Genomic DNA, 26,004 nt, shown 5'->3' on the forward strand with positions numbered 1-26,004 from the left:
CTCTGTGTGACGAAAAAGCCGTAGACGGCCCGAGGCCCCCAAGCTGACGATTGGAAACGGACATGGGTCCCCATCCAGCGGTCGCCGCGATACGCGTGGCGGTCCGCCGCGTGCTTCACGACGTACTGAACCACCACACCTCGCACTCCCCGGCGCCCGCGCCCGCCGCGCAGCAGCCGGTCACCGCGGGCCCCGCGCGGCCCGCCGGGGCGCCGCTGACGTCCGCCGCCGCGGCCGGGCCCCCACTGGTGCTCGTCGCGTGCTCCGGCGGCGCCGACTCCATGGCACTCGCCTCCGCACTGGCCTTCGAAGCGCCCCGGCTGGGCGTACGGGCCGGCGGCATCACCGTCGATCACGGCCTGCAGGACGGCTCCGACATCCGCGCCGCCGAGGTCGTGCTGCGGATGCGCTCCCTCGGCCTGGACCCGGTCGACGCGGTGGCCGTCGAGGTGGGCCGCGCGGGCGGGCCCGAGGCCGCCGCCCGCGACGCCCGCTACGCCGCGCTGGACGCCGCCGCGGAGCGGCACGGCGCTGCCGCCGTCCTCCTCGGCCACACCCGCGACGATCAGGCAGAGACGGTCCTGCTGGGGCTCGCCCGCGGCTCCGGCACCCGCTCGCTGTCCGGCATGGCGGCGAAGGCCGGCCGCGGCGGCCGCTACCGCCGTCCGTTCCTGGAGGTCGACCGGCAGACCGCCCGTAAGGCGTGTCTGATCCAGTCGCTGCCCGTCTGGGAGGACCCGCACAACTCCGACCCCCTCTACACGCGCTCCCGGCTGCGCCACGAGGGCCTGCCCGCGCTGGAGAAGGCGCTCGGCAAGGGCGTCGTGGAGGCCCTGGCCCGTACGGCGCAGCTCTCCCGGGACGACGCCGACGCCCTGGACTCCTGGGCCGCCGACGCCGAGCGCACGGTCCTCGACGAGCGCGGCACCCTCGACACCACCGCGCTGTACGCGCTGCCCGCGGCCGTCCGCCGCCGGGTGCTGCGCCGGGCCGCCATCGCGGCGGGCGCTCCGGCCGGTTCGCTCTTCGCCCGCCACATCGAGGAAGTGGACCGGCTGATCACCGGATGGCGGGGTCAGGGCACCGTCAACCTCCCCGGGCGCGTGGGTGTGCGACGGCAGGGTGGCAGACTGGTGATCCGGCAGGGCTGAGCCGCAGGACACCGAAGGGCACCGCCCCGCTTCACGAGTCTCACGACACCGAACCGAGCGAGAGTGGCACGGGTGGACGACAAGGACATGGGTTCCGACCTTCAGTCGGTGCTCATCAGCAAGGAAGAGATCGACGCGAAGCTGGCGGAGCTGGCTGCGAAGATCGACGCGGAGTACGCGGGCAAGGACCTGCTCCTGGTCGGCGTCCTCAAGGGCGCCGTGATGGTCATGGCGGACCTGGCGCGCGCGCTGTCCAACCCCGTCACGATGGACTGGATGGCCGTGTCGTCGTACGGCGCGGGCACCCAGTCCTCCGGAGTGGTCCGCATCCTCAAGGACCTGGACACCGACATCAAGGGCAAGCACGTCCTGATCGTCGAGGACATCATCGACTCCGGCCTGACGCTGTCCTGGCTGCTGTCGAACCTCGGCTCCCGCGAGCCCGCCAGCCTTGAGGTGTGCACGCTGCTGCGCAAGCCGGACGCGGCGAAGGTCTCCATCGATGTGAAGTGGATCGGCTTCGACATCCCCAACGAGTTCGTCGTCGGCTACGGCCTGGACTTCGCGGAGAAGTACCGCAACCTGCCGTTCGTGGGCACGCTCGCGCCGCACGTCTACGGCGGCTGAGCGGCGCCGGCCCGCCCGGCCGCCGTCCGAACGCGGCCGGGGCCCCGGACCGACCGCTGCCCGGCGGCGGGAACCCTGTGCGGTCTCCCGCCGTTGGAGCAGGGAGAACGGCATCCGAAGCTGCATTGTTAACCGTGGGCGGCGTCGTCGGGTGACAATGCTGGGGTACCGTCCGAAGGTCAGTCTTTTTTCGGGCCAGTAATACACCGTACGCACGACCAGCCCTCCACAGGGCTGTTGTGCCTCACTGTGGCAGGAGGGACGGGGCCGGACGGCTCCGTATGGATGGACGTGAAGCGATACTTCCGTGGGCCGGTCATGTGGATCGTGCTGGCCGTCCTCGCCGTGGTCGTGTTGATGCAGGTCGTCGGCTCGTCCGGCGGCTACAAGACGGTGGACACCGGTCAGGTCGTCAAGGCGATCACTGACAACAAGGTGAAATCCGCCGAGCTGACGACCGGCGACGAGAACAAGATCAAGGTCGAGCTGTCGGGCGACAACAAGGTCGACGGCTCCAACAAGCTCCAGGCGAGCTACATCGGCGACCAGGGCGTCGACCTGGCCAAGACTCTGCAGGCCAGGTACCAGACCGGCGAGATCAAGGACGGTTACACCGTCTCCCCGTCGAAGCAGAACCCGTTCCTCAGCATGCTGGTGACGCTGCTTCCCTTCATCCTCATCCCGGTCGTCTTCCTGTTCCTGCTGAATCAGACGCAGGGCGGCGGCTCCCGGGTGATGAACTTCGGGAAGTCCAAGGCCAAGCTGATCACCAAGGACACACCGAAGACGACGTTCTCGGACGTCGCTGGGTCGGACGAGGCGGTCGAGGAGCTCCAGGAGATCAAGGAGTTCCTCCAGGAGCCCTCGAAGTTCCAGGCCGTCGGCGCCAAGATCCCCAAGGGCGTGCTGCTGTACGGCCCGCCGGGTACGGGCAAGACGCTGCTCGCGCGCGCCGTCGCCGGCGAGGCGGGCGTGCCGTTCTACTCGATCTCCGGCTCCGACTTCGTCGAGATGTTCGTCGGTGTCGGTGCCTCCCGGGTCCGCGACCTGTTCGAACAGGCCAAGGCGAACGCCCCGGCGATCGTCTTCGTCGACGAGATCGACGCCGTCGGCCGGCACCGCGGCGCGGGCCTCGGCGGCGGCCACGACGAGCGCGAGCAGACGCTGAACCAGCTCCTCGTCGAGATGGACGGCTTCGACGTCAAGGGCGGTGTCATCCTGATCGCCGCCACGAACCGTCCGGACATCCTGGACCCGGCGCTGCTGCGCCCCGGCCGGTTCGACCGGCAGATCGCCGTCGACCGCCCGGACATGCAGGGCCGTCTGGAGATCCTCAAGGTCCACCAGAAGGGCAAGCCGGTCGCGCCGGACGTCGACCTGTCGGCCGTCGCCAAGCGCACCCCCGGCTTCACCGGTGCCGACCTGTCGAACGTACTGAACGAGGCCGCCCTGCTGACGGCCCGCAGCGACGCCAAGCTGATCGACAACAAGTTCCTGGACGAGGCGATCGACCGCGTGGTGGCCGGACCGCAGAAGCGGACCCGCATCATGTCCGAGAAGGAAAAGAAGATCACCGCGTACCACGAGGGCGGACACGCCCTGGTCGCGGCCGCTTCCCCGAACTCGGACCCGGTCCACAAGATCACGATCCTGTCCCGCGGCCGGGCCCTGGGCTACACCATGGTCCTCCCGGACGAGGACAAGTACTCGACCACGCGCAACGAGATGCTCGACCAGCTCGCGTACATGCTCGGTGGCCGCGCGGCCGAGGAACTGGTCTTCCACGACCCGACCACCGGCGCCGCGAACGACATCGAGAAGGCGACCGCGACGGCCCGTGCCATGGTCACCCAGTACGGCATGACCGAGCGGCTCGGCGCGATCAAGTTCGGCTCCGACAACTCCGAGCCGTTCCTCGGCCGTGAGATGGGCCACCAGCGCGACTACTCCGAAGAGGTCGCCGCGCTGGTCGACGAAGAGGTCAAGAAGCTCATCGAGACCGCGCACAACGAGGCGTGGGAGATCCTGGTCGAGAACCGCGACGTGCTCGACAACCTGGTTCTGCAGCTCCTGGAGAAGGAGACGCTGAACAAGGAAGAGGTCGCCGAGGTCTTCAAGCACATCGTCAAGCGCCCGGCCCGCCCGGCGTGGACCGGCTCCTCGCGGCGTACGCCGTCGACGCGCCCGCCGGTGCTGTCGCCGAAGGAGCTGGCGCCGGCCAACGGCTCCGCCCCCTCGACGACCGTCTCGACGGACAAGACCGAGGCCGCCGAGGACCAGAAGAACCCCGAGGTCTGACCGCGCACCGAGCGGTGGCAGCACCTCGCGACCGGGTCCGCCCGGAAGCACACCGGGCCCGTACGGAATCTTCCGTACGGGCCCGGTGCTCGTCGTCGGCGGCCCGGTGCGCCGGACGCGGCAGGGGCCCACAGCGGCCCCGGAATGAATGTGGCGCCTCACGGGTTCTAGCCTGGACGTGTGGTACTCCGCGTGTGGAGCGGGCGCAACAGGAACGAGGCACGAGATGACCGATCCGGTGACGCTGGACGGCGACGGCACGATCGGCGAGTTCGACGAGAAGCGCGCCGAGAACGCCGTGCGTGAGCTGCTGATCGCTGTCGGCGAGGACCCGGACCGGGAGGGCCTGCTGGAGACGCCGGCGCGGGTAGCGCGGGCGTACAAGGAGATCCTGGCCGGCCTGCGCCAAGAGCCCGAGGACGTCCTGACGACCACCTTCGACCTCGGTCACGACGAGATGGTGCTGGTCAAGGACATCGAGATCGTCTCGCTGTGCGAGCACCACCTGCTGCCCTTCCACGGCGTCGCGCACGTCGGCTACATCCCGGCCGACAACGGCAAGATCACCGGCCTGTCCAAGCTGGCCCGCCTCGTCGAGGTCTTCGCCCGCCGCCCGCAGGTGCAGGAACGCCTCACCACGCAGATCGCGGACTCCCTGATGCGCATCCTGGAGGCCCGCGGCGCCATCGTGGTGATCGAGGCCGAGCACATGTGCATGTCGGTGCGCGGAATACGCAAGCCGGGCGCCAAGACGACCACCTCGGCCGTACGCGGCCAGTTGCGGGACGCCTCGACCCGCGCCGAGGCGATGAGCCTGATCCTGGCCCGCTGAGCCGTCACGGACGGCCGAGCCGCCGTGGAACGCGGGCGGGGCCCGGTGGACATCCACCGGGCCCCGCCCGCGTCGTGCACAGCCCCCAGGGGCGGTGGTCCCGCTACGCCTTGAGGTGGCCGCCCAGCCACTCCAAGGCGGCGGGTATCTCACGGCGCCAGGTGTTGAAGTTGTGGCCGCCGCTGTCGAGGATGATCGACGCGATCCGGCCGGGGGACTTGGTCTGCTGGATGAACTTCAGCGTGTCCTTGTAGTTGTCCTCGCCCTGCTTGCTGGAGGTGACGAGGAGGTTCACCGGGGCCGCGGGCAGGTTCTGCTGCCGCCACAGCAGGTTGTTCTCCCGCTCCAGTTGCTTGTCGCCGCCGAAGAGCGCGCCGGTCGAGGCGTCGAGCGGGGCCTTGTACGCCCCGGAGAGGGCCACGCCGGTGGAGTAGGCCTGCGGGTGGCGCATCGGCATCTTCAGGGCGCAGTAGCCGCCCGTGGAGTCCCCCATGACGCCCCAGTTCCTGGCGTCGGTGCCCACCCGGTAGTGGCTGGCTATGCCGTGCCGCACGTCATGGGTGAAGAACGTCTCGGTCTGCGGACCGTTCGGTATGTCCACGCACTCGGTGTCCCGCGGCGGCACCACGGTCGGGCGCATCATCACCAGTATCGTCGGCTGCATCTTCTTCTTGCGGACCAGCTCGTGCTGGGTCTGCGGGAAGTGCAGCTTCTTGTAGAGGGCCTGTGCGGTGCCCGGGTAGCCGGTCAGCACCACGGAGGCGGGGAAGCGCTTCTTCGCGTACTTCGGCTGGAAGTACTGCGGCGGCAGGTACACGAAGGCCGGGCTGTTGATCTTGGATTTCTCGCCCTTGAGCACGACCTGGTCTATCCGGCCGCCCACCTGCGGTTTCGACCCGCCGGGTACGCCGACGTGCTCGCTGCCGAGCATCTTCAGCTTGGTGCCGTTCGGCCCGGTCTCGTAATTCGTCACCACGCCCGGCTCCTGTTCCTGGCCGAACAGGTCCGCCCACGATGCGTAGAAACCGAACGAGTTGTTCGCGAAGAGGCCGATCGAGGCGAAGATCGAGAGCTGGGTCGCCAGCAGCAGGCCGATGCGGCCGAGGACCGTGCGCCAGTTCTGCCGGGACAGGCGCGGCCACAGCCAGATGGTGAGAACAAAGAGTGCTACCGCGAAAAGGACGGCCAAGAGCAGCACTTTTTTGCTGGTGAGACCCATGTGGTGCTTTCTTCCGGGCGGCCGGTCATCCGTGCCGCAGATGGAACCCCGGGCCCTGAAACGCCGTCATACAGGGCGCAAAAGTCCAGATGCTGCGACTAAGACTCGCACGTTCTCTCGACCGGGGCGACGGGAAAGTAATGTCTGACAGGCTAGATGGCGAAAAGTCCGGGACGGTTGCGTGGCGTCCGCCACGCTGGCTGCGCGGCCCCCGCCCGGAAAAGGTGCCGCCATTGGTGGGGACGGCCGGAGCGGTCGTCGGACTGCTGAACCTGGTTGCCGGGCTCTTTCCCCGCTTCCGGCACAGCAGGCTCCATGCCCTGGCGGAGGTCCTGCCGGGCACCGTGAGCGCTCTGGCAGCGGCCTCCTCCATCGTCGTCGGAATCCTGCTGCTGATGCTCGCCCACGGGCTCAAACGGCGTAAGCGCCGGGCCTGGGTGGCGGCCGTCGCGCTGCTCCCGGTGGGCATCGCGGCCCAGCTCGTCTACCGCCACTCCATCGTCGGAGCGGCCCTCTCGCTGGCCCTGCTGGCCTTCCTGGTGTGGCACCGGCGCGCCTTCGGGGCCCTGCCGGACCCGCGCAGCCGGGTGAAGGCGCTGCTGAACCTCATCGCCCTCGGCGGCATCAGTTTCGGCCTCGGCCTGGTGATCGTGAACTCCCACCCGCACAAGATCGTCGGCGATCCGACGGTGTGGGAGCGGCTCAAGCACGTCATGTGGGGCCTCTTCGGCTTCGAGGGCCCGGTCCGGTACGTGAACGACGTCGACTACACCGTCGGCTACTCCCTCGGCGCGCTCGGCCTGCTGACCGTCGCCACCACCGCCTACCTGGCCTTCCGCCCCGAGCACCCGGCCGCCCGGCTCACCGAGCAGGACGAGGAACAGCTCCGGGAGCTGCTCGCCAGGCACGGCGGCCGCGACTCCCTCGGCTACTTCGCGCTCCGCCGCGACAAGGGCGTGGTCTTCTCGCCGACCGGCAAGGCCGCCGTCTGCTACCGGGTGATATCCGGCGTGATGCTCGCCAGCGGCGACCCGATCGGCGATGTGGAGGCCTGGCCGGGCGCCATCGAGCGCTTCATGGAGGAGGCCCGCGCGCACTCCTGGACCCCCGCCGTCACCGGGTGCAGCGAGACCGGCGGCCAGGTCTGGACCCGCGAGACCGGCATGGACGCGCTGGAGCTGGGCGACGAGGCGATAGTCGACGTGGCGGACTTCACCCTCACCGGCCGGTCGATGCGCAACGTACGCCAGATGGTCAAGCGCATCGAGCGCAACGGTTACGAGACCCGGGTCCGGCGCGTGCGCGACCTGGCGCCCGAGGAGCTGGCGCGCGTCCAGAAGGCCGCCGACGCCTGGCGCGACACCGACACCGAGCGCGGCTTCTCCATGGCGCTGGGCCGCATCGACGCGGAGCGGGACGGCGACGCGGTGATCGCCACCGCCCACCTGGCGCCGGCCGAGGGCGCGGAGCCCGGCCCGTTCGGCGACCTGAAGGCCATGCAGCACTACGTACCGTGGGGCAAGGACGGCATCTCGCTGGAGCTGATGCGCCGCGACCGCGCCGCCGACCCCGGCATGAACGAGCTGCTGATCGTCGCCTCCCTCCAGGCGGCCCCGGACCTGAAGATCAAGCAGGTGTCGCTGAACTTCGCGGTCTTCCGCTCCTCCCTGGAGCGCGGCGAGAAGCTGGGCGCGGGGCCGGTCATCCGGATCTGGCGCGGCATGCTGATCTTCCTGTCCCGCTGGTACCAGATCGAGTCGCTGTACAAGTTCAACGACAAGTTCCGCCCGCGCTGGGAGCCCCGCTTCGTGGTCTTCCGCAACAGCCGGGACATCCCGCGCATCGGCCTGGCCGCGCTCCAGGCCGAGGGCTACCTGGAGCTGGGCCTGCCCCGCGCGCTGCGCCGCAAGAAGGCTCCCGAGCCGCGCCCGTGCGCGCACACCAAGGCGCCGATCAGCGCGGACGCCGTCGAGCCGGCGGCGTAGCGACGCCGCGCCCCGGGACTGCCGCCCGCCCCGCCCGGGGGTGGGCGGCCCCCGTACCGCGGACGCCTAGGCTGGGGACATGAGTACCTTGCGCGGCCGGGTGGCCGGACTTCCGGACTGGGACCGCTGCGCGGTGATGGGCGTGGTGAACGTGACGCCCGACTCGTTCTCCGACGGCGGGCAGTGGTTCGACACCGAGCTGGCCGTCAAGCACGGCCTGGACCTGGTGGCGCAGGGCGCCGACCTGGTGGACGTGGGCGGCGAGTCGACGCGTCCCGGCGCGGCCCGGGTGGACGAGGCGGAGGAACTGCGCCGGGTCGTCCCCGTCGTACGGGAGCTGTGCGCCGCCGGGGCCGTGGTGTCCGTGGACACCATGCGCGCCTCGGTGGCCGAGCAGGCCGTGGCGGCCGGCGCGCGGCTGGTCAACGACGTCAGCGCGGGCGCGGCCGACCCGGCGATGGTGCCGGTGGTCGCCGCGGCCGGGGTGCCGTTCGTGGTCATGCACTGGCGCGGCCGGTCCATCGACATGAACAACCGGGCCGTGTACGGGGACGTCGTCTCCGAGGTGCTCGGCGAGCTGCGCCAGAGCCTGGACCGGGCGGTCGACGGCGGCATCGGCCCCGAGCGCATCGTCGTCGACCCGGGACTGGGCTTCGCCAAGGAGGCCGGGCACGACCTCGCGCTGATCGCGCACCTGGCGCGGCTGCGGGAGCTGGGCCGCCCGCTGCTGGTGGCCGCTTCGCGCAAACGTTTCCTGGGCAGGGTGCTGGCAGGGGACACCCAGGCCGCTCCGCCGCCCGCCCGCGAGCGGGACGCGGCGACGGCCGCGGTGTCGGCGATGGTCGCGCGGGAGGGAGCCTGGGCGGTGCGGGTGCACGAGGTGCGCGCGAGCGCGGACGCGGTGCGGGTCGCCCGTGCCGTGGAGGGCGCGGCGGTACGGACGGGCGGGACGAGTGTGACGGGCGCCGCGGGTGCGGCGGACGCGACGGGAGCGGTGTGAGTCCACGTACGGACATCGAACTGGTCGAGCAGGCGAACACCGACCTGTACGAGGCCATGGAGCGCGGTGACCACGCGGCCATGTCCGAGATGTGGATGGACGGCCAGGTGAGCGTGGTGCACCCGGGCTGGCCGGTGCTGCGCGGGCGCGGCGAGGTACTGCGCTCGTACGCCCTGATCATGGCGAACACCGAGTACATCCAGTTCTTCCTGACGGATGTGGAGATCGACGTCCTCGGCGACACCGCGCTGGTCACCTGCACCGAGAACATCCTCAGCGGCGGGCCCGCGGAGGAGGACGGCTCGGTCGGGCCGCTGATCGGCCAGCTCGTCGTCGCGACCAACGTCTTCCGGCGTACGGAGGAGGGCTGGCGGGTCTGGTCGCACCACGGCTCTCCCGTCCTGGCGGACCAGGACGACGAGGACGGGGACGGGGATGCCGGCGACGGCGACGGGCCGGGCGCCGGAGGCGTGGGCGGCGGGGTCTGAACGTGAAACTCGGGTGAAGTCTTCGCGCGGTTCCTGCGGGGCTGTGTGGCCGTTCCGTGGACATACGGTGACCGTCGCCAGGCCGGCGGCCTGCGGCGGCGCCGCCGGGTCCGTCAGCGGGAAGCGTCAGCAGGGTCGACTTCGGCGCACCCGTTCGAGCCAAGTGCCGCACGGGTAGGGGTGGGACCGCGGGCCCACGGGTAGTGGCCGCGCGGACGACTGCGTGAACGCCCCAGCAGAGCCGCCTAGCAGTCGTACGGGGGCGTTGTCCATGGCCCCCGTGGGCAAGCACTGTCGGTGCTCGCAGGTAGATTCGATGATGGGGCGGCATGCCGGACGAGTCTCTGGTCCCCGCCCGCAATTCCGACGATCAGTGGTACCAGAGGTGCCAATGGGACCAGTGGGAGTGTGATTCGCGTGGATCGTGTCGCGCTGCGTGGGCTGAAGGCCCGAGGGCACCACGGGGTCTTTCCCCGGGAACGCGAAGAGGGGCAGACCTTCATCGTGGACCTGGTGCTGGGCCTGGACACCCGCCCGGCCGCGGCGACCGACGACCTCGCGAAGACCGTGCATTACGGCGTCGTGGCGGAGGAGGTCGTGGCCGTCGTGGAGGGCGAGCCCGTCGACCTCATCGAGACGCTCGCGGAGCGCATCGCCGGCCAGTGCCTCAAGCACGAGGGGGTGCAGGAGGTGGAGGTGGTCGTCCACAAGCCGGACGCCCCGATCACCGTCCCCTTTGACGACGTGACCATCACCATCACCCGGAGCCGAGTATGACCAGCAGTGACCCGACCGTGCAGCCGGTGCCCACGTCCGTGGTGGAGCGGGTGGACGCCGCGGACGTGACGCTCTCCAACCCGAAACGCGCCGTGATCTCCCTCGGCAGCAACCTCGGCAACCGCCTGGAGACCCTTCAGGGCGCCATCGACGCGCTGGAGGACACCCCGGGTGTCCGCGTCAAGGCCGTCTCGCCGGTGTACGAGACCGAGCCGTGGGGCGTCGACCCGGGCTCGCAGCCGACGTACTTCAACGCGGTGGTGCTCATCAAGACGACCCTGCCGCCCACCTCGCTGCTGGAGCGCGGACACGCCATCGAGGAGGCCTTCGAGCGGGTCCGCGACGAGCGCTGGGGGCCGCGCACGATCGACGTCGACATCCTGGCGTACCAGGACGTCGTCTCCGAGGACCCGCTGCTGACCCTGCCCCACCCGCGGGCCCATGAGCGCGCCTTCGTGCTGGTGCCGTGGCACGACGTCGACCCGGAGGCGGAGGTCCCGGGCCGCGGCACGGTGGCGGAACTGCTCTCGGCCGTCGGCCGCGAGGGCGTCCTGCCGCGGGTGGACCTGGAACTGCGGCTGCCCGAATAGTCGTTGGGCCGGTGGGTACGGACGCGAGCGTCTTCGGACGGCCCGTACGGCACCGGACCTGCCGTCTGCGCACCAACTCCGCGGGACCATGCGCATATCCGCATACCGCACCACACATACGAGGACGAAGGCACAAGGGGCGAACGCTCGGTGAAGCAGCTACACATCAAGGTGCTGGTCGGGCTGTTCCTGGCGGCCGGGGTGCTGGCCTGGGCCGGCGCCAGGCTGTGGGACTCCTTCGGCACGCTCCCCGGCGTGCCGGTGGCCGCCCCCGTCGTACTGGCCCTGATCGCCGCCGTCCTGGCCGCCACCGCCGTGTCCCTGCGCTCCCGTCTGAAGGCCCAGCGCGAGCGCCGGCCCGACGCCCGGGGCGTCGACCCGCTGGTCGCCGCCCGCGCCGTCGTCTTCGGTCAGGCGAGCGCCCTGGTGGCCGCCCTGGTGGCCGGTCTGTACGGCGGCGTCGGCGTCTTCCTGCTGACCACGGGCCTCGACGTCGAGCCCCGCCGCGACCAGGCCATCCACGCGGGCCTCTCGGTCCTGGCCGGCGCGGCCGTGGTGGCGGCCGCCCTCTTCCTGGAGCGCGTGTGCAAGCTCCCGGAGGACGACGACGAGGCGGGAGCCAGCGCGGCGTAGGGCTTTTCAGGGCCCGGGGTGGCGGGGCGGGGTGTGACGGCGAGGTGGAGCGTCAGCCGTCAGCCGTCAGCCGTCAGCCGTCAGCCGTCAGCCGTCAGCCGTCAGCCGTCAGCCGTCAGCCGTCCGGCGTTCGAGGGCGAGTGGCCGCCGGGTTGCGATGTCCCTGGTCCGGACGGGGCGAACCGGTCCGAGCCGACCCGGACCGGTCCGAACCGGTCCGTGCCCGGGTGGCGGCCCGGGCCGGCTCCCGTCCTCGCGCCGCGCGAGCCGCCGCCCGTCTTCCTGCTGCGCGAGCCGCCGCGCTCCCTCCTGCCCGCGAACTGCCCCGCGGCTACGCACTGGGCACGCTCTCCACCACGACCTCATCACGCGCCGCGTGCCCCGCGTCGGCCGCCGTGGACCGCCGCAGTGCGGCATGCAGCCCGGTCGGCGTCAGTACGCCGAGGAACCGTTCTTCCTCCAGCACCGCGATCCACCCGGCGTCGTGCTGGAGCATCGTGCTGAACGCCTGCTTCAACGGCGCCCCGAGCGGCAGCCACGCGTCCATGCGCCGAGCGTGATCCCGCACGTCCCGCCCGCCCGCCGGCTTCCCGGAACCCTCGGCGCGCCCGGCGCCGGCGGCCTCCAGCCCCGCCGCCGAGACCCAACCGTGCAGGCCGCCGTCCGCGTCGAGGACCACGGCCCACGCCGCACCCTCCTCGGCGAGCCGTGCCGCGGCCCGCGCCGCGTCGTCGTCGAGCCGGACCACCGGCGGCTGCTCCAGGTCGCCGGTCTCGATCGGTGTCACCGAGAGCCGCTTGAGCCCGCGGTCCGCGCCGACGAACTCCGCGACGTACGGGGTGGCCGGCGCGCCCAGCACCGTGGCCGGGGTGTCGAACTGCTCGACGCGGCCGGCCCCGTAGACGGCGATGCGGTCACCGAGCCGTACCGCTTCCTCGATGTCGTGGGTGACGAAGAGCACGGTCTTGTGGAGCGTGGACTGCAGGCGCAAAAACTCCGTCTGGAGGTGCTCGCGCACGACCGGGTCGACCGCGCCGAACGGCTCGTCCATCAGCAGGACGGGCGGGTCGGCGGCGAGCGCGCGGGCGACGCCGACGCGCTGGCGCTGCCCGCCGGAGAGCTGGTCGGGGTAGCGGTCCCCGTACTGCGCGGGGTCCAGGCCGACCAGGTCGAGGAGTTCGGCGGCGCGGTCCCTGGCCTTCTTGCGCGGCCAGCCGAGCAGGTGCGGGACGGTCGCGGTGTTGTCCAGCACGGTCTTGTGCGGGAAGAGACCGACCTGCTGGATGACGTAGCCGATACGGCGGCGCAGTTCGACGGGGTCGATGGTCGATATGTCGGCACCGTCGAGGTAGATGTGGCCGCTGGTCGGTTCGATGAGCCGGTTGACCATCTTCATCGTCGTGGTCTTGCCACAGCCCGACGGCCCGACGAGCGTGACCAGCTCGCCCTCCGCGACCTCGAACGAGAGGTCGTCGACGGCGGTGGTGCCGTCGGCGTAGCTCTTGGTGACGTGCTCGAATCGGATCATGGTGGTTCCCCAGTGTGGACGGTCGCCGGCCGGGTAGGCGCGCTGTGCCCTTCGGCCCCTGCCCGCGGAATCCGTCCCGTCGCGTGTGACTTGTGACGACTGGATGGCGGGCCGGTCGGATTGTCAGTGGTGGGGGATAGGGTCGCAGACAGTCACCGAAAATGTGAGCGACAGGGCGGGGGAGGTGACCGCGGGTGAGTGCGCAGAGCTGCCTGGAGGCGAACGACTGGATCTGCGGTGAGTATGTCCGGACGCGCAGCCAGGAGTTGCTGGACGCGACCGTCCAGCATGTGGGGATCACGCTGGTGTCCGTCGTCATCGGGCTGCTGATCGCCTTTCCGCTGGCGCTCCTGGCCCGCCGCTGGCGGGCCGCCGCGGGCCCGGTCCTCGGCCTGACGACGGTTCTGTACACGGTGCCGTCGCTGGCGATGTTCGCCCTGCTGACCCCGGTTTTCGGTGTCTCGGCCGCCGTGGTCGTCACGGGCCTGGTGCTGTATTCGCTGACGATCCTGGTGCGCAACATCCTCGCCGGCCTGGAGTCGGTGCCGCAGGAGGTCCGCGAGGCGGCGCGCGGTATGGGCTACGGCCCCGTGAAGCTGCTGTTCGGTGTCGAACTCCCGCTGGCACTCCCCGCGTTGACGGCCGGGTTGCGTATCGCGACGGTCTCGACGGTCGCGATGACGACGATCGGCGCCGTGGTCGGCTACGGCGGCCTAGGGAACCTCATATCCAGCGGCATGGAGGGCTTCTTCAAGGCGGAGGTGCTGACGGCCTCGGTGCTGTGTGTGCTGCTGGCGGTGGTCGCCGACGTGCTGTTGATCGGCCTTCAGCGGCTGCTGACGCCGTGGACCCGGGCGCAGGCGCGGGCGCGGTCGCGCGCGCGGCGCGAGCGGCGGACGGCGGGCCGGGCGAAGAAGGCGGTGGTGTGAGGCGATGGACGCGATGACGGGCGCTTGGGACTGGCTGGCGGCCTCGGCCAACTGGGTTGGTGAGAAAGGGGTGTGGCACCGCCTCGGCGAACATGTCTACCTCAGCGCGATGTGCCTGGCGATCTCCTGCCTCATAGCCCTGCCGGTCGCCCTGTGTCTGGGCCACATCGGCAAGGGCGGGGCGCTGGCGGTCAACATCTCCAACGTGGGGCGTGCGGTCCCGACGTTCGCCGTACTGGTCCTGCTGACGCTCAGTCCGCTGGGGACGGCGGGGGACTGGCCGACGATCATCGCGCTGGTGCTGTTCGCGGTGCCGCCGCTGCTGACCAACGCGTACGTGGGGATGCGGGAGGCCGACCGGGACGTGGTCGAGGCGGCGCGCGGAATGGGCATGTCCGGGCGGCAGTTGCTGCTGCGGGTCGAGCTGCCCCTCGCCTACCCGCTGATCATGACGGGCCTGCGGTCGGCCGGCGTCCAGGTGGTGGCCACGGCGACGCTGGCCGCGCTCGCGGGCGGCGGCGGCATCGGCCGCATCATCACCGCCGGCTTCGGCAACTACAACACCCCGCAGGTGGTCGCGGGCGCGGTGCTGGTCGCCGTACTGGCGCTGCTGGTCGAAGGGCTGCTGATCCTGACGGACCGGGCCTTCGACCCGATGCGCCGGAGCCGGAGCCGGGGGCGGGGGCGGGGGCGGGGCCAAGGCCGGGGCCGTGGCCCCGGGACCGGCGGCCGGAAGGCCCGGGCGACGGGTGACGACGCGGCCAGGGCCGGGAGTCCCGCGTGAGCCCGAAGAGCGCGCTGACGGGGTGGGCCGGGTGGACGGGGTGCCCTGACCCAGCGACGAGGCTGCCGACCGACCCCTGGCCTCCCGCGCACCCGCACCCGCAGCCGTGCCCGCACATGAACTTTTTTCTCCTCATTGGATGGTGAACCGGTATGAACCAGGACCCGAACAGCCAGCGCCACCGCCCCACCCACACCCACGGCCGGAGACCGTCCCGTACGGCGCGGACCGCGCTCGCCGTGGGCACCGTGGTCGCGCTGGCGGGTGGGCTGGCCGCCTGCGGGGGGAAGAGCCTGGAGGAGAAGGGCGGCGCCGAGAGCGGTGGCGGGAAGGGGGACATCGTCATCGGCTCGGCCGGTTTCACCGAGTCGAAGGTGCTCGCGGAGATCTATTCCAAGATCCTTTCCGATGCGGGATACCACGCGACCGTCAAGACGCTCGCCAATCGTGAGCTGTACGAGCCGGCGCTGGAGAAGGGCCAGATCGACGTCGTACCGGAATATGCCTCGACCCTCGCCGAATTCCTCAACGCCAAGAAGAACGGGCCGGACGCGAAGCCCGTCGCCTCCAGTGACATCGGCAGGACGGTCACCGCGCTGAAGGCACTCGCGGAGCCCCGCGGACTGAAGGTGCTGCCGGCCGGCGCGGCGACGGACCAGAACGCGTTCGCGGTGACCAAGGAATTCGCCGACCGGTACCACCTCAAGACGCTCTCCGACCTCGGCCGGTCCAAGCAGAAGATCAAGTTGGCAGCGGGCGAGGAGTGCGAGACACGGCCGTTCTGCAAGCCGGGCCTGGAGAAGGTGTACGGCATAGATGTGACGGGCATCGACCCGAAGGGGGTCGGCACCACCCAGGCCAAGCAGGCCGTCAAGGACGGCACGGACCAGATGGTGCTGACCACGACGACGGACGCCACACTCGACAACTTCGGACTGGTCCTGCTGAAGGACGACAAGAAGCTGCAGAATGCCGACAATGTGCTGCCCGTGGTGAATGCCAAGAGCGCCGGCGACAAGGAGATCGAGGCGGCTCTCGGCAAGCTCACGGACAAGCTGACGACCGACGATCTGATCGATCTGAACCGCAAGGTCGACGCGGAACGGCAGAAGCCCACGGATGTGGCGCGCGCATATCTGGAGTCGAAGGGACTGGCGAAGAAGTAACCACCGGGAAACGAACCGGCGGGCGGGGCCCCATAGGTCCCGCACGCACGGTAAGTTTCAGGCCATGCCACGAGGACGCCACCGCCATTCGCCACCCCTGCACCGGCTTCTTCCCCCCGTCACGGTCGCCGGTGCGTCCCTAGCCTGCGCCTCGGGCGTCTGGTTCGTCGGTGACGACCTGGCACAGCGCGTGCTCGCCACGGGCGCGGCGGCCGCCGCGGTCACCGGTTCCGTGCTGCTGCGCGCCTGGGACCGTACGGCAGGCAAGAGCGTCGCCGAGCTGAAGAACGCCCGGTTGCGGGACGAGTGGAAGACCGACGAACGCATAGCCGAGCTGGAAACGGACCTTGAGGAGTCCCGCGGGATACGCGGCAAGCTGGACACCAAGCTGCGGTCCAAGCGGGCCGAGCTGGCCCGGCTGCGCAGCGAGCACGCCGAGCTGCTGCGCCGCTACGCCACCGCCGAGACCGAGCGCGCCAGCGCGCTGGAGGGCCGCAGGCTGCTCGCGATCGAGACCGGCTCGCCCGCCAGGGAGCTGACGGCCGGATCCGCGGCGGGTCCGGACGGCAGCGCGCCGGGCGTGCTCACCGCGGTGATGTACCACCGGGCGGCGGAAGCGCTGCGGCAGTTGCCGCGCAACGCGGCCCGCCAGGCGGAGAGCGCACAGGCCCGGGACGGTGAGGACGGCCAGGGGAATCCCGGGGCGGCCACGGAGCGTCCGGCCGCGCACGGCCGAGCCCGTACGGCCGCCGCCCCGAAGCCCGGAGGGCCGAAGCCGGGGGCGCGGAAGCGTGGCGCGCCCGAGCCCGCCGCGTCCGGGCCCGCGGGCTCCGGGGCTGCCGCGTCCGGGCCCGCGGACTCCGGGTCTGCCGTCTCCGATCCTGCCGCTTCCGGGACTGCCGACGCGGCTGTCGGCGCGGCCGCTGACGCGACTGTCAGCAAGGGTGCAGGCAAGGGCGCAGATACCGCCGCTGACACGGCCATCGGTACGGGTGCCGGGAAGGAAGCCGGGCAGCGGGGTGCGGGGATGGCGTCCGGGCTGCGTTCGGTTCCGGCCGCCGCGGCCGTCATCGCGCCCGTACGGGCCCAGCGCCTGCCCGCCTCCCGGGTGCAGGGCGGCTTCGACTTCTTCGGGACGGCCACCGGCACCGGCGCCGTACCGGACGCGGAGCCGCGGACCGGACCGGGCACGGGCGTGCCGTCGACCGTGTCGCGACGCCCGAAGCCGGTACGGGAACTGGAGGAGGACCTCGCCGACGTGGTCGGCGACGAGGCGGTCGCCGAACAGTCGGCGCTCGGCCGGGCCCGTACGACGGACGAGGTGCAGTCCGGGAAGTCCGTGGAGACCGGAAAGCCCGTGCAGTCCGGGGAGCCTGGGAAGCCCGTGCAGTCCGGGAAGCTCGGGAAGCCGGGCAAGGGCAGGTCCGGTGTGAAGGCCGAGGCGAAGGCCGGGACGGCGGACGGCGAGACGGCCGAGGATGCTGACGCGGCTGCGGCTGCGGCTGCGGCTGCGGACGCCGACAGCGGCGAGGTCATCGACCTGACCGCGCACGACGAGACCGAGCAGATCGACATGGCGGAACTGCGCAGCGCGGTTTCCTCCTGACCCCGCGACAGCGGGCACGCGTCCGCGCGTGTCCGTGACGGTGCGCCCGGTGGTGGCGGCCCTGCCCTTCAGCAGGCAGGCCACTGCCGGGCGCATCGTCGTGTCCAGGGCGCCCGGCCGCTGTGTGGGCGGCTGTTTCGGCCCGGTTGTTCGGGCATGGCCATGTCGTCACGGCCGGCTGTTCCGACAGGGCCGCCACGACGCGGTCACGGGGCTCCCGCCGTACGTCTCGCCCGGCGCACGCCTGGCCCGCCGTACGCCCCTCGCCCGTCTCGCCCCTCACCCCCTTCGCCCTCGCCCGTCCCGCCCCTCACCCCATCCGCCTCGGCCGGTGTACGGCCGTCAGGACGGCCGCGGCCAGGGTGAACCCGGCGGCCAGCCACGGCAGCCGGGCCGCGCCCACCGTCTCCAGCCCGATGCCGCCCAGGCCGCCCGCCAGGGACACGGCGAGGTAGATGGCGGCCGCGTTGAGGGAGACGGCCACGGACTGGGCCTGCGGGGCGAGCGCGGCGATCCGGTGCTGTTGCGGAGTGGTCACCGAGAACGACACCCAGCCGGAGACCGCCACCGCGACCAGCGCGGCGGGCAGCCACTCCCGGCTCAGCGGTACGAGTCCGAAGACCGCGGTGAGCGCGAGCGCGGCGCCGAGGACCACCCGCCGCGGGCCGAAGCGGTCGGCGAGGCGCCCGGCGACCAGGTTCCCCGCCGTACCGGTGATGCCGAAGACCAGCAGCAGGACGGCCGTCAGACCGTCTCCGCCACCCGCTCCGTCCGCTGTGCCCCCGCCGTTCCCCGTACCGCCATGACCGAGCGCGGGCCCGTAGACGGCGCTGATGTACTCGAAGGGGATGTAGATGCCGACGAACACCACGACGGTGACGACGAGCGTGTACAGGACGCCGTGGTCCGCCAGTGGGGCGAGCCGTCGGCGCAGGCCGCGGGGCGTGTCGGTGTGGACGCGGGGCAGCCGGGCGGCGAGCAGCGGCACGACGAGCAGGGGCAGGGCGGTGACCAGCCACATCGTGGTGCGCCAGCCGTACGCGCCGCCGATGGCGGTGCCGAGCGGCGCCCCGAGGATCAGCGCCGAGGTCAGCCCGGTGTTCACCAGGGCGAAGGCACGTCCGCGGGCCGCCTCGCCCGCGAGGGCCGCGGCGGTGGCCGAGGCGTTCGGGGTGTAGAGCGCGGCGCCGGCCGCCGCGATGACGCGGGCGGCCAGGGCCGGCGGGTAGCTGGGGGCGAGCGCGGTGGCCGCGTTGCCGAGTGCGAAGACGATCAGCGCGGTGATCAGGACCGTACGCCGGGACCAGCCGGCGGTGAGCGCCGCGAGGAGCGGCGAGAGCACCGCATAGGCGAGGGCGAAGACGGTGACGAGCTGACCGGCGGCGCCGAGCCCGATGTGCAGGTCGGCGGCGATGTCGGGCAGGACGCCGGCGATCACGAAGGCGTCGGTGCCGACGACGAACGTTCCGAGGGCGAGCAGGGCTCCGTGAACACGCCAGTTTCCCGTGCCGGGGACGGGCGGCACCACCGCGCTCCCGGGGCGCGCCGCTGACTCCGCAGGCGGCGCGGGCGGCGCGGGCGGCGGGAACGGCGTGGGGGACGGCGGCGGTTCATCGGTCGCGCTGTTGCGGGACATGCGGTCTCCGGCTCCGAGTAATGGTACCGATCGGTACCGTCTGCTGGAACGCGAGACAGTACCGATCGGTTCCGTATGGAGTCAAGGTTGGCTATCGTGGCCGTATGCCGACCAACGCCCGGGAACGACTCGTCAGGGCAGCCGAGGACCTCTTCTACGCCGAGGGCATCCGCGCCGTCGGCGTGGAGCGGCTGCTCGCCACCTCGGGGGTGGGCCGGGCCTCGTTCTACCGGCACTTCGCGAGCAAGGACGACCTGGTCGTAGCCATGATCGACGGGTACGGCCGGCGCTGGTTCGACTGGCTGCACGCCGCGGTCGCCGAGCGCGGCGGCACACCGCTCGCCCTCTTCGACGCCCTCGCCGAACGCTTCTCCTCCGACGACTACCGCGGCTGCGCCGCCATCAACACGATGGTCGAGATCGCGGACCCGGCCAGCGCCGCGCACCGTGCGGCCGCCGCCCACAAGCGCACGATGACCTCGTACGTCGCCGAACTGCTCACCGCGGCCGGGTATGCGCACGGCACCCGGGAGCTGGCCGAGCAACTCGTCCTGCTGATCGACGGAGCCCAGGTAACCGCCCTGCGCGAACGCTCGGCGGCACCCGCGCACCGCGCCAAGGCGGTGGCGTCCGCCCTCCTCGCGGCCGCGTGACCCAGCCCGGCCCGGCCCCGCCTGGCGGGGCGGGCGGCGGAGTGCCGGGCGCTGTCCGGGGCGTGACAGGCCCGGATGCGGGCGGCGCGGGCGCCCGGGCCGGCGCCGTTCCCGTACGGGTACGCTGGCGCCGACTTGATCAGCATGAGCAGCCGCACGCCGGACACCGCACACCGTACGGGGACCCGCGGGCGCCGGGCCGGACGCGGGGTGGGGCAGTGGCAGGAGCGGGCACCAGGAGAGCGGCCCGGCCGGTGACGCGGACGCTGCTGGCGGCCGTGCTGGGCGTCGCGGCGTTCGCCGGGACCGGCTGCGCGGCCGGGGCCGAGCCCGAGGCACAGGTGCCGCCGGCCAAGCCCGCGCCCTCCCGGACCGCGCCCGCCTGCCCCGAGGACGGCGTCGTCATCAAGGGCTCCCGGGTGGACGCCGCCATGGGCACCCGCGCGATGGGCATCACCCTGACCAACTGCGGGAAGCGCCCGTACCAGGTGAACGGTTACGCGGGCGTCCGGGTCCTGGACGAGGACCGCAAGCCGCTGGACGTGCAGGTCGACCACGGCTCGGACGTCGTGGACGACGTCGGCCCGGAGACCGTCACGCTCCGGCCGGGCGAGCACGTCCGGGCCGTACTCATGTGGCGCAACCGCGTGACGGACGTGACGGGCCCCGCCGTGAACGGCGCGTTCCTGGCCCTCACCCCGGCCGAGGGCGGCGGGCGCCCGCAGCTCGTCCGGGAGCTGATCGACCTCGGGACCACCGGCGAGCTGGGCATCACGGCGTGGCACCGGGAGGGGCCGAAGCCGAAACCGAAGCCGCGTACGTAGCTTCCGGATCGCGCTGTACGGCCTCGTGTCACGTCCGGTGGCGTCTTCCGCTTGGCCCTGTCTGCCGCCTGGCCGCGTCTCCCGCTTGGCGCCGTCTTGCGCCCGGTGCCGTCTCCCGCCCGGCTCCGGCTACTTGTCGATGTCGCCGACCACGAAGAACAGTGAGCCGAGGATGGCGACCATGTCGGCGACGAGCGTCCCCGGCAGCAGTTCGGTCAGCGCCTGGATGTTGTTGTACGACGCCGAGCGGAGCTTGAGGCGGTACGGGGTCTTCTCGCCCTTGGAGACCAGGTAGTAGCCGTTGATGCCGAGCGGGTTCTCGGTCCAGGCGTAGGTCGCGCCCTCGGGGGCCTTCAGGACCTTCGGCAGACGCTGGTTGATCGGGCCGGGCGGCAGCTCCGCGATCCGGTCCAGGCAGGCGTCGGCCAGATCCAGGGAGTTGTGCGTCTGCTCCAGCAGGCACTCGAAGCGGGCCAGGCAGTCGCCCTCCTCGCGGGTCACCACCTTCAGCGTGTCCTGGAGTTCGGCGTACGCGAGGTACGGCTCGTCGCGGCGCAGGTCGAAGTCGACGCCGGAGGCGCGGGCGATCGGCCCGGAGACGCCGTACGCGTGCACCGCCTCGCGGCTCAGTACGCCGATGCCGCGGGTGCGGCCGCGGAAGATCTCGTTGCCGAGGACCAGCCGGTCGAAGACGTCCATCCGGGAGCGGACCTCGGAGACGGCGTGCCGGGCGCGGCCGAGCCAGCCGGCCGGCAGGTCCTCCTTGAGGCCGCCGACGCGGTTGAACATGTAGTGCATCCGGCCGCCGGAGATCTCCTCCATCACGTTCTGGAGCTCTTCGCGCTCGCGGAAGGCGTGGAAGACGGGCGTGATGCCGCCCAGCTCCAGGGGGTAGGAGCCGAGGAACATCAGGTGGTTGAGGACCCGGTTCAGCTCGGCGAGCAGCGTACGGGTCCACACGGCGCGCTCGGGGACCTCCATGCCGAGCATCCGCTCCACACCGAGGACCACACCCAGCTCGTTGGAGAACGCCGACAGCCAGTCGTGGCGGTTGGCGAGCATGATGATCTGGCGGTAGTCGCGCGCCTCGAAGAGCTTCTCGGCGCCGCGGTGCATATAGCCGATCACGGGTTCGGCGTGCTGGATGCGCTCGCCGTCCAGGACGATGCGCAGCCGCAGCACGCCATGCGTGGAGGGGTGCTGCGGGCCGATGTTCAGCACCATGTCGGTGCTCTCCGCCGCGCCGCCGATGCCGACCGTGGTCTCCGTCATGGGGACAGTCTTGCAGTTCGGCCGGGCGGGAGCGGGCGGCGGCCAGCGGTCACTGCGGGGCCATGGGGGCGCCGGGTCGGGCTGGTCGGGTCGGGCCGGTCGGAACGGGGCGGTCGGGCCGGGCTGGGTCGGGGGCGGTGACGGGCGCGGGGTGGGGGCCAGGCCGGTGGCGTTGGTGGCGCGGGGCGGGTGCCGGTACGGCTCGGGCCCGAGGGCACCGGGGGAGCAGGACCGCCGAGGGTGAGCAGGTCCGCCGATGGTGCGGGCCGAGGCCGCGGCGGCACCGCCCGAGCCGCGGCGGCACCGCCCGGGATCACCGGGTGAGCAGGCCCGTACAGCCGCCGCCGACCGGTTGCAGGAGCCAGCCGAAGGAACCCAGACCGGCCGGATCGGTCAGCTCCGCCGCCGCGCCCGCCGAGCCGAGGGCCCGTACGTAGGCGGCCGGGTCACTGGACGCGAGGGCGAGCGGCGGGCGGCTGCCGGCCACGCCGAGGGCGTGCAGGGCCTGCCGCTGGGTGAGGTGTTCGGCACCGGGGCCCGCACAGGCGTCGAGGGCGACATGGGCGGTGATGTCGCAGGTGCCGTCGGGTACGGGGCGGACCTCGCGGCCTTCGCGGAAGCCGGTGAGGGTGCCGAAGGGCGGGCGGGTGTCGCGGGTGTGCGCGTAGTCGGCGGTGGCGGCGAGCCCGGCGCGCAAGGTGCTGACCGCGCGGGCCCAGGCGGCGTCGCGCGGCCGGCCGATCTCGGCGCGCAGGCCGGGGGCGGGAGCGGGAGCGGCGGCGCGGGAGGCGCCGGGGCCCGGAGCGGCGCGCGGGTCCGCAGGGGTGCGCGGGTTCGCAGGGGCGTGCGGGCCCGGAACGGTGGTCTCCAGGGGCCACCACCGGATGAGCCACTCGGCGTCCGTGCCGGTGACCGGATCGCCGAGGCGCTCGGTACCGTCCGGGCGGACCAGCACGTACCGCGGCACACCGTCCTCGTCGGTCTCGGCGACATCGACGGGGACGTTGTCGAGCCACTCGTTGGCGAAGAGCAGACCCGTCAGGGAGCCGGGCGCGGGCAGCTCCGCGAGCCAGGTGACACGGCCGTCGAGACCGGCGGGCCGGGGGGCGCGTTCGACGGCGTACGGGCGCACGCGAGCGCACACCGGCTCGGGGAGCGCCGCCAGCACCCCGCTCAGCAGTTCGCCACGCCCGGCGCCCACATCGATCAGTGCCAGCTCCGCCGGACGGCCCAAGGACGCGTCGACGCGGCACAGCAGCGTGGCGAGCGCCTCGGCGTAGCGGGGAGAGACGTGCACGGAGGTACGGAAATGGCCGGCGGGGCCCGGCCCGTCGCCATCGGCGTAGAAGCCGCCGGGGCCGTACAGGGCCCGTTCCGTCGCGTCCCGCCAGCCGCTCCAGTCGTGTGTCACCGCACCACGGTACGCGGGCCCCGGCGGCGGCGTACGCCATGGAGCCGCCCCCCCCCCGCACATGGCCGCCGAACAGGGCCGTCGGCGCCGGTGGCAGGCCCGTCTCCACCTTGCGGAGTACTCCCGTCCCCGAGGATCGCCCGTCCGGTTGACCCGTACACCTATACGCCCTGCCTACGCTGGGTGACGTGCAGCGTCTCTACGACTTCTTCCGCAGGCATCCGACAGGGGTGGACACCTTCTGGGCCGTCCTCCTGTTCGGGTTCAACTGTCTGATGCTGGTGGCGTCGGTGGATGTCCAGAGCGACCGCAAGACGATCCTGGAAGCCCTCGTCGTCCCCGCGATGTGCCTCACCGTCGCCCTGCGGCGCAAGGCGCCCGAGAAGATGATGCTGCTGGCCATCCTGGTGGGGATCTGCCAGGTCACGTTCGACGTGCCGCCCAACGTGTCCAACTTTGCGATGCTGGCGACCATTTACACGGTCGCCTCGGGTACCAGGCGCTGGGCTTCACGCACCGCCCTCATCGGGGCGCTGATCGGCCCCTCGCTCTGCACGGTCCGTTTCAGCAACGGCCAGGCCCCACAGCGCAGCCTGTGGGAAGGGCTGTTCATCATGGGCCTGCTCACCGTCCCCTTCGTGCTGGCGTGGGTGCTCGGCGACTCGGTCCGCACCCGCCGCGCGTACTGGGCCCAGCTTGAGGAGAAGGCCGCCCGGCTGGAGAAGGAGCGCGAGACGCAGTCGCGGATCGCGGTGGCCGCCGAGCGCGCCCGCATCGCCCGCGAGCTGCACGACGTCGTCGCCCACAACGTCTCCGTGATGGTGGTCCAGGCCGACGGCGCCGCCTACGTCCTGGACGCCGCGCCCGAGCAGGCCAAGCAGGCCCTGGAGACGATCTCCGGCACCGGCCGGCAGGCGCTGGCCGAGATGCGGCGGCTGCTCGGCGTGCTGCGCACCGGCGAACAGCCCGAGAGCGGCGAGTACGTACCGCAGCCCGGCGTCGAGCAGCTCGCCGACCTGATCGACCAGGTGCGGGGGGCCGGCCTGCCGGTCGACTTCCAGGTGGCGGGCGAACCGCGCCCGCTGCCCAGCGGCGTCGAACTCACCGCGTACCGCATCGTGCAGGAAGCGCTGACGAACACCCGCAAGCACGGCGGCCCGGACGTCGGCGCCACCGTCCGTCTCGCGTACCAGGACGCCGAGCTGGACCTGCTGGTCGAGGACGACGGGCGCGGCGCCCGGCACGAGCTGTACGAGGGCGGCGGGACGGACGGCCTCGGCCACGGCCTCATCGGCATGCGCGAACGCGTCGGCATGGTCGGCGGCAGCCTGGACGCCGGGCCGCGGCCGGGAGGAGGCTTCCGGATCCGCGCGGTCCTGCCGCTGAAGTCGGGGCAGTGAGGCGGGGCGGGGGTGGGGGGTTCGGCTGTTTCGGGTGGGGCCGGTTGGTGGGTCGGTGGGCCGGGGGTCGGCTGGGTTGGCGGTCCGGGCGGTTGGCGGTCCGTGTGCTGGGGGGCGTGTGCTGGGTGCGTGTGCCGCGGTCTGTCCGGTGTGGCCCGTCCGGTTCGGCCCGCGTGCCCGGCCGTTGTCGTTGTTCGTCCGCCCGGCCGTTGGCGTCTGCCCCTCTGTCCGCTTCGGCCCGTCCGCTGCGTCCGTGTGCCCGGCCGCTACCGCTCGTCGTACGCCCGGCCCCTACCGCCCGTCCACCCAGCCGTTGTGGCCCTCCGTCGGCCGTCCGCTCCGGTGCGGCTCCTCCCGTACGTACCCTGTTGCCGCGCCGTCGTCGGCCGGCCCTCCCGGCGCCGGGACCACCGGCTCCGCCACCCGCACCGCCGTTGAAAGGGACCCCCTGCCATGACTGTCCGCGTGATGCTCGTCGACGACCAGATGTTGCTGCGCACCGGTTTCCGCATGGTGCTGGCCGCCCAGCCCGACATGGAGGTCGTCGCCGAGGCCGGTGACGGGGTGGAGGCCCTGGAGGTGCTGCGGTCCACCAAGGTCGACGTGATCCTGATGGACGTGCGGATGCCGCACCTGGACGGCGTGGAGACCACCCGCCGGATCTGCGCGGGCGGGCAGCAGGAGGACGCGCCGAAGGTGCTCATCCTGACCACCTTCGACCTGGACGAGTACGCCTTCTCCGCGCTCAAGGCGGGGGCCAGCGGTTTCATGCTGAAGGACGTGCCGCCGAGCGAACTGCTCGCCGCGATCCGCGCGGTCCAGAGCGGCGACGCGGTGGTCGCGCCCTCGACCACCCGCCGACTGCTGGACCGGTTCACGCCGATGCTGCCGACGACCGCCGCCGAGCCGGTCCGGCCGGAGATCGGACGGCTCACCGAGCGCGAGCGGGAGGTGCTGCTGCTGGTGGCCCAGGGGCTTTCGAACGGCGAGATCGCGGCGCGGCTCGTGCTGTCGGAGGCCACGGTCAAGACGCATGTGGGCCGGATCCTCACCAAGTTGGAGCTGCGGGACCGGGTGCAGGCGGTGGTGCTCGCGTACGAGACGGGGCTCGTACGGGCCGGGGGCGGCGCGGGGGCGTAAGGGCGTACGGGCCCGGGTGCCGGGCCGGGACCGGGGGCCAAGCCGTGGGCGCACC

At 72.1% G+C, this 26,004-nt stretch carries 23 protein-coding genes; 18 read left to right on the forward strand and 5 right to left on the reverse strand.

Annotated features, from left to right (window positions below):
* The first annotated feature begins 62 nt into the window (after positions 1-62).
* The 4 genes from tilS (at position 63) to folE (ending at position 4,908) form a co-directional block, all read left to right on the forward strand.
* Positions 63-1,151, forward strand: a complete 1,089-nt coding sequence (gene tilS / locus ACH4EB_RS30525) for a tRNA lysidine(34) synthetase TilS (protein WP_398351230.1) — start codon at positions 63-65, stop codon at positions 1,149-1,151.
* Positions 1,152-1,238: 87 nt separating this feature from the next.
* Positions 1,239-1,778: a hypoxanthine phosphoribosyltransferase gene (gene hpt, locus ACH4EB_RS30530; RefSeq protein ID WP_398351321.1), complete on the forward strand. Its 540-nt coding sequence runs from the start codon at positions 1,239-1,241 to the stop codon at positions 1,776-1,778.
* Between the two features lie 285 nt (positions 1,779-2,063).
* On the forward strand, positions 2,064-4,076 hold the full coding sequence (gene ftsH, locus ACH4EB_RS30535) for an ATP-dependent zinc metalloprotease FtsH (RefSeq protein WP_398351232.1): 2,013 nt from the start codon (positions 2,064-2,066) through the stop codon (positions 4,074-4,076).
* A gap of 226 nt (positions 4,077-4,302) precedes the next feature.
* Positions 4,303-4,908, forward strand: coding sequence for a GTP cyclohydrolase I FolE (gene folE, locus ACH4EB_RS30540; protein WP_398351234.1), 606 nt, complete (start codon positions 4,303-4,305; stop codon positions 4,906-4,908).
* A gap of 103 nt (positions 4,909-5,011) precedes the next feature.
* Here the strand turns inward: folE and ACH4EB_RS30545 are convergent, their stop codons facing one another.
* A complete protein-coding gene (locus ACH4EB_RS30545; protein ID WP_398351235.1) occupies positions 5,012-6,127 on the reverse strand; it encodes an alpha/beta hydrolase-fold protein in 1,116 nt (371 codons plus the stop codon).
* Positions 6,128-6,267: 140 nt separating this feature from the next.
* On the opposite strand from ACH4EB_RS30545, the gene ACH4EB_RS30550 reads away from it, so the two are divergent.
* The 6 genes from ACH4EB_RS30550 to ACH4EB_RS30575 all read left to right on the forward strand — a co-directional run bounded on the left by ACH4EB_RS30550 (position 6,268) and on the right by ACH4EB_RS30575 (position 11,600).
* Positions 6,268-8,112, forward strand: a complete 1,845-nt coding sequence (locus tag ACH4EB_RS30550) for a phosphatidylglycerol lysyltransferase domain-containing protein (RefSeq protein WP_398351236.1) — start codon at positions 6,268-6,270, stop codon at positions 8,110-8,112.
* 79 nt (positions 8,113-8,191) lie between these two features.
* Complete coding sequence (gene folP, locus ACH4EB_RS30555) at positions 8,192-9,112, forward strand: dihydropteroate synthase (RefSeq protein ID WP_398351237.1); 921 nt, start codon at positions 8,192-8,194, stop codon at positions 9,110-9,112.
* Positions 9,109-9,600, forward strand: a complete 492-nt coding sequence (locus ACH4EB_RS30560) for a nuclear transport factor 2 family protein (RefSeq protein ID WP_398351239.1) — start codon at positions 9,109-9,111, stop codon at positions 9,598-9,600. The genes folP and ACH4EB_RS30560 overlap by 4 nt, the downstream gene beginning before the upstream one ends.
* A 417-nt stretch (positions 9,601-10,017) precedes the next feature.
* Entirely contained in the window at positions 10,018-10,377 is a 360-nt protein-coding gene (gene folB, locus ACH4EB_RS30565) for a dihydroneopterin aldolase (RefSeq protein ID WP_030019216.1), read from the forward strand.
* Positions 10,374-10,967: a 2-amino-4-hydroxy-6-hydroxymethyldihydropteridine diphosphokinase gene (gene folK / locus ACH4EB_RS30570; RefSeq protein WP_398351241.1), complete on the forward strand. Its 594-nt coding sequence runs from the start codon at positions 10,374-10,376 to the stop codon at positions 10,965-10,967. Before folB ends, folK begins: the two co-directional genes overlap by 4 nt.
* Before the next feature lie 150 nt (positions 10,968-11,117).
* The gene (locus tag ACH4EB_RS30575) at positions 11,118-11,600 is read left to right on the forward strand and encodes a DUF3180 domain-containing protein (protein ID WP_398351242.1); all 483 of its coding nucleotides are present in this window, start codon (positions 11,118-11,120) and stop codon (positions 11,598-11,600) included.
* A 331-nt stretch (positions 11,601-11,931) separates the two neighbouring features.
* Here ACH4EB_RS30575 and ACH4EB_RS30580 read toward each other — a convergent pair whose 3' ends face one another.
* Entirely contained in the window at positions 11,932-13,128 is a 1,197-nt protein-coding gene (locus ACH4EB_RS30580) for an ABC transporter ATP-binding protein (protein WP_398351243.1), read from the reverse strand.
* 194 nt (positions 13,129-13,322) lie between these two features.
* Here ACH4EB_RS30580 and ACH4EB_RS30585 point away from each other — a divergent pair, with 194 nt between their 5' ends.
* From ACH4EB_RS30585 to ACH4EB_RS30600, 4 genes are all read left to right on the forward strand, one after another.
* The gene (locus ACH4EB_RS30585) at positions 13,323-14,057 is read left to right on the forward strand and encodes an ABC transporter permease (protein ID WP_398351245.1); all 735 of its coding nucleotides are present in this window, start codon (positions 13,323-13,325) and stop codon (positions 14,055-14,057) included.
* A 4-nt stretch (positions 14,058-14,061) separates the two neighbouring features.
* Complete coding sequence (locus tag ACH4EB_RS30590) at positions 14,062-14,841, forward strand: ABC transporter permease (protein ID WP_398351246.1); 780 nt, start codon at positions 14,062-14,064, stop codon at positions 14,839-14,841.
* A 152-nt stretch (positions 14,842-14,993) separates the two neighbouring features.
* Positions 14,994-16,007, forward strand: coding sequence for an ABC transporter substrate-binding protein (locus tag ACH4EB_RS30595; protein WP_398351248.1), 1,014 nt, complete (start codon positions 14,994-14,996; stop codon positions 16,005-16,007).
* A gap of 64 nt (positions 16,008-16,071) precedes the next feature.
* On the forward strand, positions 16,072-17,613 hold the full coding sequence (locus ACH4EB_RS30600; protein ID WP_398351249.1) for a hypothetical protein: 1,542 nt from the start codon (positions 16,072-16,074) through the stop codon (positions 17,611-17,613).
* A gap of 310 nt (positions 17,614-17,923) precedes the next feature.
* Here the strand turns inward: ACH4EB_RS30600 and ACH4EB_RS30605 are convergent, their stop codons facing one another.
* Positions 17,924-19,249 carry an MFS transporter gene (locus ACH4EB_RS30605; protein ID WP_398351251.1) on the reverse strand — a complete coding sequence of 442 codons (1,326 nt, stop codon included), beginning with the start codon at positions 19,247-19,249 and terminating at the stop codon, positions 17,924-17,926.
* Between the two features lie 104 nt (positions 19,250-19,353).
* On the opposite strand from ACH4EB_RS30605, the gene ACH4EB_RS30610 reads away from it, so the two are divergent.
* Together ACH4EB_RS30610 and ACH4EB_RS30615 are read left to right on the forward strand one after the other, a co-directional pair.
* The gene (locus ACH4EB_RS30610; protein ID WP_398351253.1) at positions 19,354-19,902 is read left to right on the forward strand and encodes a TetR/AcrR family transcriptional regulator; all 549 of its coding nucleotides are present in this window, start codon (positions 19,354-19,356) and stop codon (positions 19,900-19,902) included.
* Between the two features lie 254 nt (positions 19,903-20,156).
* Positions 20,157-20,726 carry a DUF4232 domain-containing protein gene (locus ACH4EB_RS30615; protein ID WP_398351255.1) on the forward strand — a complete coding sequence of 190 codons (570 nt, stop codon included), beginning with the start codon at positions 20,157-20,159 and terminating at the stop codon, positions 20,724-20,726.
* A gap of 129 nt (positions 20,727-20,855) precedes the next feature.
* Here ACH4EB_RS30615 and ACH4EB_RS30620 read toward each other — a convergent pair whose 3' ends face one another.
* Positions 20,856-21,998, reverse strand: coding sequence for an NADH-quinone oxidoreductase subunit D (locus ACH4EB_RS30620; protein WP_398351257.1), 1,143 nt, complete (start codon positions 21,996-21,998; stop codon positions 20,856-20,858).
* A 313-nt stretch (positions 21,999-22,311) separates the two neighbouring features.
* Positions 22,312-23,409: an SAM-dependent methyltransferase gene (locus ACH4EB_RS30625; RefSeq protein WP_398351259.1), complete on the reverse strand. Its 1,098-nt coding sequence runs from the start codon at positions 23,407-23,409 to the stop codon at positions 22,312-22,314.
* A 188-nt stretch (positions 23,410-23,597) separates the two neighbouring features.
* On the opposite strand from ACH4EB_RS30625, the gene ACH4EB_RS30630 reads away from it, so the two are divergent.
* Together ACH4EB_RS30630 and ACH4EB_RS30635 are read left to right on the forward strand one after the other, a co-directional pair.
* Positions 23,598-24,809: a sensor histidine kinase gene (locus ACH4EB_RS30630; protein WP_398351260.1), complete on the forward strand. Its 1,212-nt coding sequence runs from the start codon at positions 23,598-23,600 to the stop codon at positions 24,807-24,809.
* 453 nt (positions 24,810-25,262) lie between these two features.
* Positions 25,263-25,949: a response regulator gene (locus tag ACH4EB_RS30635; RefSeq protein ID WP_398351261.1), complete on the forward strand. Its 687-nt coding sequence runs from the start codon at positions 25,263-25,265 to the stop codon at positions 25,947-25,949.
* Positions 25,950-26,004 lie beyond the last annotated feature (55 nt).

The organism is Streptomyces sp. NPDC018045, from assembly GCF_044327445.1.
Classification (GTDB): Bacteria; Actinomycetota; Actinomycetes; order Streptomycetales; family Streptomycetaceae; genus Streptomyces.